This window comes from Bifidobacterium sp. A11 (genome assembly GCF_000499185.1).
In the GTDB taxonomy this organism is placed as follows: domain Bacteria; phylum Actinomycetota; class Actinomycetes; order Actinomycetales; family Bifidobacteriaceae; genus Bombiscardovia; species Bombiscardovia mizhiensis.
Genome location: NZ_AWUO01000014.1, coordinates 33,840 through 41,169, shown reverse-complemented (window position 1 = coordinate 41,169; position 7,330 = coordinate 33,840). Strand labels below are relative to the sequence as shown.

At 56.6% G+C, this 7,330-nt stretch carries 13 protein-coding genes; 8 read left to right on the top strand and 5 right to left on the bottom strand.

Going from position 1 to position 7,330, the window contains the following annotated elements; translation table 11 throughout:
* Positions 1-554 precede the first annotated feature (554 nt).
* Both P273_RS0108625 and P273_RS0108620 read left to right on the top strand, forming a co-directional pair.
* Positions 555-1,091: an ImmA/IrrE family metallo-endopeptidase gene (locus P273_RS0108625; protein WP_024628049.1), complete on the top strand. Its 537-nt coding sequence runs from the start codon at positions 555-557 to the stop codon at positions 1,089-1,091.
* A gap of 6 nt (positions 1,092-1,097) precedes the next feature.
* Positions 1,098-1,709, top strand: a complete 612-nt coding sequence (locus P273_RS0108620; RefSeq protein ID WP_024628048.1) for a hypothetical protein — start codon at positions 1,098-1,100, stop codon at positions 1,707-1,709.
* A gap of 45 nt (positions 1,710-1,754) precedes the next feature.
* Here the strand turns inward: P273_RS0108620 and P273_RS0108615 are convergent, their stop codons facing one another.
* The 4 genes from P273_RS0108615 to P273_RS09400 form a co-directional block, all read right to left on the bottom strand.
* Positions 1,755-1,955, bottom strand: a complete 201-nt coding sequence (locus tag P273_RS0108615; RefSeq protein ID WP_024628047.1) for a hypothetical protein — start codon at positions 1,953-1,955, stop codon at positions 1,755-1,757.
* Positions 1,952-2,542 (bottom strand): hypothetical protein, encoded by a 591-nt coding sequence (locus P273_RS0108610; protein ID WP_024628046.1) that lies wholly within the window; start codon positions 2,540-2,542, stop codon positions 1,952-1,954. Before P273_RS0108610 ends, P273_RS0108615 begins: the two co-directional genes overlap by 4 nt.
* 92 nt (positions 2,543-2,634) lie before the next feature.
* Positions 2,635-3,087 (bottom strand): hypothetical protein, encoded by a 453-nt coding sequence (locus P273_RS0108605; protein WP_253269600.1) that lies wholly within the window; start codon positions 3,085-3,087, stop codon positions 2,635-2,637.
* Positions 3,077-3,463: a helix-turn-helix domain-containing protein gene (locus P273_RS09400; protein ID WP_253269599.1), complete on the bottom strand. Its 387-nt coding sequence runs from the start codon at positions 3,461-3,463 to the stop codon at positions 3,077-3,079. The genes P273_RS0108605 and P273_RS09400 overlap by 11 nt, the downstream gene beginning before the upstream one ends.
* Positions 3,464-3,559: 96 nt before the next feature.
* Here P273_RS09400 and P273_RS0108595 point away from each other — a divergent pair, with 96 nt between their 5' ends.
* The gene (locus P273_RS0108595) at positions 3,560-3,832 is read left to right on the top strand and encodes a helix-turn-helix transcriptional regulator (RefSeq protein WP_024628043.1); all 273 of its coding nucleotides are present in this window, start codon (positions 3,560-3,562) and stop codon (positions 3,830-3,832) included.
* A 182-nt stretch (positions 3,833-4,014) separates the two neighbouring features.
* On the opposite strand, the gene P273_RS0108590 is transcribed toward P273_RS0108595, so the two are convergent.
* Positions 4,015-4,602, bottom strand: a complete 588-nt coding sequence (locus P273_RS0108590; RefSeq protein ID WP_024628042.1) for a hypothetical protein — start codon at positions 4,600-4,602, stop codon at positions 4,015-4,017.
* 290 nt (positions 4,603-4,892) lie between these two features.
* On the opposite strand from P273_RS0108590, the gene P273_RS0108585 reads away from it, so the two are divergent.
* The 5 genes from P273_RS0108585 to P273_RS0108565 all read left to right on the top strand — a co-directional run bounded on the left by P273_RS0108585 (position 4,893) and on the right by P273_RS0108565 (position 7,036).
* Complete coding sequence (locus P273_RS0108585; RefSeq protein WP_024628041.1) at positions 4,893-5,123, top strand: hypothetical protein; 231 nt, start codon at positions 4,893-4,895, stop codon at positions 5,121-5,123.
* An 81-nt stretch (positions 5,124-5,204) separates the two neighbouring features.
* The gene (locus P273_RS0108580; protein WP_216476364.1) at positions 5,205-5,465 is read left to right on the top strand and encodes a DivIVA domain-containing protein; all 261 of its coding nucleotides are present in this window, start codon (positions 5,205-5,207) and stop codon (positions 5,463-5,465) included.
* On the top strand, positions 5,458-6,183 hold the full coding sequence (locus tag P273_RS0108575) for a hypothetical protein (protein WP_024628039.1): 726 nt from the start codon (positions 5,458-5,460) through the stop codon (positions 6,181-6,183). Before P273_RS0108580 ends, P273_RS0108575 begins: the two co-directional genes overlap by 8 nt.
* The gene (locus P273_RS0108570) at positions 6,183-6,827 is read left to right on the top strand and encodes a hypothetical protein (RefSeq protein WP_024628038.1); all 645 of its coding nucleotides are present in this window, start codon (positions 6,183-6,185) and stop codon (positions 6,825-6,827) included. Before P273_RS0108575 ends, P273_RS0108570 begins: the two co-directional genes overlap by 1 nt.
* Complete coding sequence (locus P273_RS0108565; RefSeq protein WP_024628037.1) at positions 6,827-7,036, top strand: hypothetical protein; 210 nt, start codon at positions 6,827-6,829, stop codon at positions 7,034-7,036. The genes P273_RS0108570 and P273_RS0108565 overlap by 1 nt, the downstream gene beginning before the upstream one ends.
* Positions 7,037-7,330: the final 294 nt, after the last annotated feature.

Here is a 7,330-nt window from a genome sequence, read left to right as displayed (position 1 = left end):
TACAGCCGCAAAGGCTGCGGGGCTTTTCCTTTATCTAAACCAGAGGTGGCAAGCCCCAAAATGTATACTAAATGTATACTAAATTGCATCGGATTATTCCGACACTCCCGGAGCATCCAGAGGCACGGCTGAAACCTAGAGAGTAGATCTATCCATGCCCCTATGGGGTTTGCCGGGCTGTGCAGGTGGATCATAGTCATCAATGGTGTCCGCGAGCTAATGCCGGCCTGTTAGGTCACTGCGACGAATCTTGACCGTCAGATTATCGTGCAGTCGGTCTGAAAGGGATGCAAGCAAAGACATGTTGTTGGCCATCTAAGTTTTGATGCGAGCAGGCACGCATTCTGGATATGATTCGTGGCGAATGCAGCAGTTCAGTTTGTCGAAAGCACGCGCTTCGCGTGGGTTTGAATGCGCTGTCGCATCAATGTGCACTTTTCGCTTGCAATCAAAATCTCGCAACTCCATGATAGAATCACGTAAACGCAGCGAATTAATGGAGCAAGAGGCTGGTAAGTCCCGTAGCTTGAGCAAACAGAGATGGGAGGCGTGCGATGGGAGAGAAAATCAAAGTAAGGAACCTGCAGACGCCTGCCGCAGCAGCAACCGAAGCTCTCAAGAAAACCATCGCCGACAGGAATGGTTGTGTGTCTCTTCCTATCGATGCCAAGCAAGTGCTGGAAAAATTTGGAATAAAAGTGCAGACCATGCCCCTTAAGTCTGATACGTCGGGTCTGCTGGTGAAGGATAAAGCCAATGAGCCATTCAAGGCTGTCTCAAATATTGAGAATCATCCACACCGCAAAAGGTTCACCTACGCTCATGAACTCGGCCATTATATTCATTCATACCAGGACTTGCCCGATAGCGAGAAAGCCGGGAAGGTCGAAAAGCGAGACGAACTCGCCTCTTCGGGCACTGACCCAGATGAGATCTGGGCGAATAAGTTCGCGGCGGCCCTGCTGATGCCAGCGTCGATTGTCCGGAATTACTGGGCCCAGGGCATGAGCGTTCCCGCTATGTCGGCGCTCTTTGATGTGTCAGGCGAAGCCATGACGAACCGGCTTTCAACTTTAGGACTCCTGAGGTAGCGCACCGTGGGTTCCGAGGGCAGCGGAGATAATTCACACTGTGGCGAGGATGACGAGGCAATCCGCATCTATCAGGACTACTCGGCAAAAGGGTCTGTGTCTGATGAAGACAGCACTCCGTTCCCGTCAGAAAGTGGGTCGCCTTCTGACGGTTCTCTCCCTTTAGAGAAGTATAACGGCAATATCTCTGGTTCGGATGATGAGGGCACGAACCTTGCTGTGGAGCCAATCCAGAAAAGATTTGAGCGCTTGGAAGGTGACCGCAGGGAGGCGCTCAACGAGCGCGTCAAAGATGAGAACAAACTGAGGAACAAGCTGGGGAACGCCTTGCTCTTGATGGTGGGCGTGCAGCTTATTGCCAGCGACATATTCCTGGCTTGCTTTATGTGGAATAACGCGCACACTGATACAGTCATGTTGGCCTGGCTCAGCTCCTGCGTTGTGGAAGTTATCGGCATCGTATTGGTCATTACCAGAAGCATTTTCCCTAAGAAGAATCAATATGCAGACGAGGAGGCTGAGTACATGACCCAGGCTGGGAGGATGTTTCAGATTCCCGGAGCCAAAACCAGTCAAGAAGAGGATGTTTCGCAGGACACAGCTGCTAAACAAATGTAACGCGAGCATAGAAAAACCCCGCCGAAGCGGGGCTCATATTTTGTCTTACTTGAACAGGTCCCAGATGCTGAACGTTGTCTTCCGGTAGACCTTGTTGTAGGCGGCTTTCTTGGGGTTCCGTATCCACCCCATGCCCTTCTTTCCGTATCCGGGTATGAGGGCCTTCTTCGCCTGCCGCTTCCACTTGCCTGTGGTTCGCGCCTTGAGGGAGCGTCGGGGGCTGGGCTTGCGCATACCGAACTTCATTGGAGCGGATACTCCCATGTCGTGCGCAGACCGTCTTCGCCCGTATAGGGGAACACCAGATAGCCATCGGTGTCCGGAAGGTCGAAGATGACCTTTCCTGTGGCTTTAAGACCTGGCCCCATGTTGGCAGGCAGATGGTCCGCGTCGGGGACGCAGTTGGCGCTGGGGATCGACTCCGGGTCCTCGTTCCACACGCTTCCGTCCTTTTTTATGTACTGCCAAGTGCTCCCGTTCCCAAACCCAAAGTTGCCCTTGAGGGCTGAAGTTGTGTTCACTGTGGCATCCAGAGCGACAAAATGACCCTGTATCGATGCCTGCGGGTCGGGCTTCGTGCACTTGAAGTCCTTGTTGATGCCTGTAACAGTCCAGTTAGCCACCTCGGTCTTGCCGTCAGCGGAGAAGGCCCCGGCCTTCTCGTTGACGTGCTTGACGATGTTGCCTCTGGAGTTGATTGTGGGCCCCCCTTTCGACGGCGCTGTCTGCGCAGTCTTCGCTCCTCCATCATCAGGCTTATGCTCCGAGGCATCCGACCCCTGGCTTCCGCATCCAGCGAGTGCGAGCAGCAATGCGGTAGAGGCTGCCACCATGCCTTTTCTCTTCAACTTCGGTCCTTCCTTCAGTCTTCTATGACTATCAGCAGACTACCTGCTGTTCTGTACGGTGATCATGCTTGTTAGGATTAGTTCTGAACTTTGCAGTGCGTCTGGCTTGAATCGAGTATGTGCTGGTAGTCCTGGATGATTTGGAGGGTGACGTCGAGTTCGCAGGCGATCTGGTAGGGGTCGCCTTCGTACATGGCTTCGGCCGTCTGGTATTCGAGTGGGTTGATGAGCTTCAGTGCGGTTTCTCGTCGTGTCCTGCGTTCCAGGCGTGCGCCGTATACGCCGGCCCTGGTGGCGTCGGCGTGCTTCCAGTGGATGAGCTCGTGGACGAGGGTGCAGCGTTTCTGGCAGTAGATGAGCTGTCTGTCGATGAGGATGGTCCTGGTGGTTTCATCGTAGAAGCCTGGCATGCCTGCCGGCAGGAGTGCGCTGCTGATGGTGACGTTCAGGGTGTTGGCGTAGTGGCGCATCTGCCCGTAGGTCATTGTCGAGGTCAGGCCGTCCAGGAGCCTTGGGCCCTTATCTGCCATCGCCGCCTTCTGCCTCCTTCTCCTTGTTCGGGTCGTTCATGGCTGCCAGCGTCTGGTCGCCGGCCTTGATCTTGTCCAGTACGTAGGCCACCTTCTCATCCTCGGGAAGCTGGGAGAGGTCCATGTCAGTCCTTTTCGCAGCATCGGCTCTTTCGGCCGCGTTGCTGAGGATAAGGAATGGATCGACGCCCATAGCCTTGGCCAGTGCATCGATGTCTTCGGTGGTGAAGCTGGTATCCCCGCGCATCTTTCGGAAGAACGTGGATCGTCTGATGCCGGAGCGTCGGATGAGCTCCTGGGTCGTCATGCCCACCTCCTGCCTGGTGGACTCAATCGTTTTGATTACTTGGTCAGTGAACGTGTCTAGCTTTTTCATAGTCCTCATAGTAACCAAATTTGGCACTTTTTACAATATGTCCCGTTTTGAGTTGACAGATAGTCCCAAATATGGCACTATCAAGGTGTGCCAGAAATGAGACTTAAACAATCCTCCACCCGGGTCATCCGGGCAGTGAGGGCGGAAGCGGCCCGTTGCGGGTACAGCGGCAAGGACGTAGCAAAAGCATTGGGCAGGGACCCGAAATATGTATACGAGCGGTTCAGGTTTCAGAGGCCATTTTCAACCGAGGATCTGAATCAGGTGGCTGAATGGCTTGGTATCACCTTTGACGATTTGATTAAATCAGCGGAATTCGACGCCTCCATGCATAGGCAAGATCTGTCTTACAACGGGTTGGCGGCGTGACATGGATTGGTCCGAACTGCTACAGGATGCGGCGATTGTTTGTCTTGCCATCTCGACGGTGTGCAATGCGGTGAGTGTTTCACGTTTGCGGCGTGCTGAGAATTTTGACGGCTGGATGCTCGACGACTGCCGGAGAACCTTGAGTGACCTTACGGCGTGCGTGTGCCACTTGCTTGATAGCTCTACTGGTAGCGCAGCTGGTTTGTCCGGTTACGATGGTGCCAGCTCCGATGCAGGAACCACTGTCTACCCGTTTCGGAGATCCTGCCGGCGATGCCCCATTTGTGAGGGGTCGCAGGGATTGAAATGCGCTGGTAGCGGCAATGGTTCAGCCGGGTCGGAGGTGTGACCCAATGCACTTCCAAGGCGCTGGATTCGCAAAGACTGTCATTTTCCACAAATACCCACAGGTTGTCGTTTGTGGAGAAGACGCCGTTTGTGGCGATGTCCAAGGAGTCCAATCCCGTCCTGATGGCCGATCTCCCGCGGCAGTCCACGAAGGTTATGGACAGGTTGTAGCCGGCACCATCCCCAAGGTTGCGAAGATGAAAGGCCCTGTGGGACCCCACGTAGATGCGGTAGACCCCGGTCCCTCCGTCGTTGTGGAGCTGGTACATAGCCGCTCCGGGGATTGGGTGCTCGATCAGTGTGAACGATGCCTGCGGCCGATGCCTGCTTGGTATCCAGAGGTTGATTACCACGCTGATGAAGGAAATGAATGCGGCCACCCATGCTGCCGTGGTCCCCGTGAAGCTTTCCATCCAATGCATAACAGCATTTTCCCACAAAAGAAGAAAGCCGCAGTTGCAGCTGCGGCAACGACACAGAAAGTGAGTAAACATCCAATGTCAACATCAAGTGTACCAGCCGCTCCGACGCGCAGAGGAGACCCTGACACGTCCTATGAGGCGGCGGAAACAGTGAATGTGACCCGCATGCAGGCGGAGACTGTCAAGGCTTTGGCCGGCAAGGGTGTGGTGGTTGTGACAGACCGGAACGGGGTTAGCCGTGCAGGGCACCGGTGCGCACGTTATGCGCTCGCAGAGATGGGGGTGGCCGCATGAGCAGGAGTGCAGCGCAGGGTACGCCGGTGATTTTCGAGCTGTTGAACAAGGAGCAGGCCATGGCCCGTACCCCGTACAGCAAGGACGCTTTCGAGAAGCGCTTCGGACGCTTGTACCGGGAGCCCAAGCCGGGCGCGAACGGCGGTTTCCTGGCTACTGACCTGCAGGCTGAGGTGGAGTCCTGGCCTTTCCGCGCGGTTCGCAAAGAGCGAGAGCAGGAATCGTGACCCCGACTGAGCTTGCTTTGCTTGATTTGGAGCGTCTTGATCCTGCGACTCGTGCCCTCTATGGGCTGGGGGGTGGGTCTGATGGCTCTGATCACACCCCATGAGATCCGAACCAGGCTGTTGACTACGCGCGGCTGGCTGCATCAGGGTTATGACGCTGACGAGGTGGACGATCTGCTGGATGATGCGGCGGACAGTCTGGAGCGGGTGAGCCTGTGGGCGCTGATCGTCGGCAGCCGACAGCACGCAATCAGTAGCAATCATTATCACCGCCGGCGCTCGCTGAAGAGACGGCGGAAGGCAATCAAATCAATAAATCGTAAAAGGAAGACAAATGAGTGAATGGTATAGCGACTTGGAACACGATGCGTTTGCCAGTAAGCATGTGCGCGTCGTGTTTGATGACGGAACGGTGGTGGATGGTCGTCTTGCTTACGACCAATCGTCCGGCTATGTGCGGATGGGCTCGCCCGATCTGACTTTGAAAAGGCCTGACGGCGTTATCTACTCGGGCGGATGCATCGAGGTGTTCGTGTGTGGCGAGGATGAGCGATGGCATCTTCTCGAGGGCATCAAGCACCTGGGCCTGGTGTGGGATGAGCGTGACTGGGACCGGATCGAGGTCAAGGACGTGCGTCATGGCGACGCTGTGGTGGTCAATGGCCGGCTCTGTACCGTGGAAAAGGCTTGGCCGGGCGATTACCATCCGCAGGTCGTCACGGATGCTCCCGGACGCATGCTCGTCGACTTGAGCCTGGTGTCCTTCGCGTTGCGACGCAAGGTAAAGGTGCCCGCGAAGCCGGGTTTTTACAAGGATACGTTGGGAAGGCTTTGGGCCAGGTCCGCGAAGTCGGCAGACGGTGGGCCTTGGCGGCACGTGGATCCGGATGCTCTCGATAAGCCCGCCAGGAACGATAAGTATATGTCTATCCTGATGCCTTTGACTCCCGTGCATTTCGTGGACGGGGAGGCTGAGGAGCACGATGGCACGGGTCCGTTTGAGGGTCTGGTCCAGCATTTGATGTCGAAGACTCCCGCTTCTGACGGGAGGGCCGCCTGATGAGCAGCATTTTGGATCGCACGCCTCTGCTGGTGTCCCGCAAACAGGCTCGTCAGCTGGCCGCATGGGCCAAGGCCACGGGCTATGACCGTCCAGCCTTGTGCAGGATTTCCAAGCAGGGCAAGTACGCCTACTACACGAACCGTTTTATCGCCATCCGCTGGGATGTGTCCGGTCTTGATGTGCCGGACGACAGCTGGATCGATCTGCAGCCGGCATACAACGACAGCGAGAACACCAAGCCTGACATTCTGACCAACATGGCCCAATGGTCAAGGGCTGTCGGCGCTCTCTCCTCATGGGACCTGATGGACGCGGAACGGTGGAGGGAGCCTGACGACCTGGATTATCCGGATGTCGCCCATCTTTTCACTCGGGCGCGGACAGGCTACGCGCAGGTGTCCTTCAATGCGGAGCTGTTGGAGGGCGTGATCCTTGCGGTCATGCCGGAAGGCTCCATCCGTATCATGCTGGCCCCATCCATAGGAGGAGACAGCGCGTCGGCGCGCGCTTGGTGGGTGATGAGCGAAGACGAGCGGGTAGCCGGCATGATCGTCCCCATGCGGATGGCCCTGGGGAGCTCTAACCATCCCGACGAGGCTGGATTGCCGGAGCCTTACAAGGTTGAGGGGAGTGACGAGTGATGACACGGATACCTGATGCTTTGGGCATCTATGAGGATGCGGACGGCGACCTGTGGATCCGTTTCGAGGACGGCAAGGATAAGTGGTTGCATCTGACCCGGTGGCATCCAACCCCGATCGATCGCTCCTGGATGTCTGAGTTTGTTGCCGACGAAGATGTGGAGGAACATATGCCGCTCAAGGGTGTTTCACGGATGGTGGGCCGATGATGAGATGGCAGCTGGCTGCCGCCGTCTGCGGCACGTTGGGCTTTTTCAGCACCATGTGGGCCATCGTATACCCGCAGTTGGGCCTCGTTGATCTGGCTGCCCTGGCGTGCTTTGGCTGGTGCCTGGAGAGAGGTGAACGCTCATGAGCCTGCCAGCAAGAGGCGACTGTCCGTGCGCCGCCTGCGCGCACCTCACGTCGGGCGTGTGTGACCGGTGCCATTCCTCCTCCTGCGCTCGCGCACAGTGGCACGGATATATGTGCAACCAGGAGGCGGAGGAGCTGCATCGCACGAC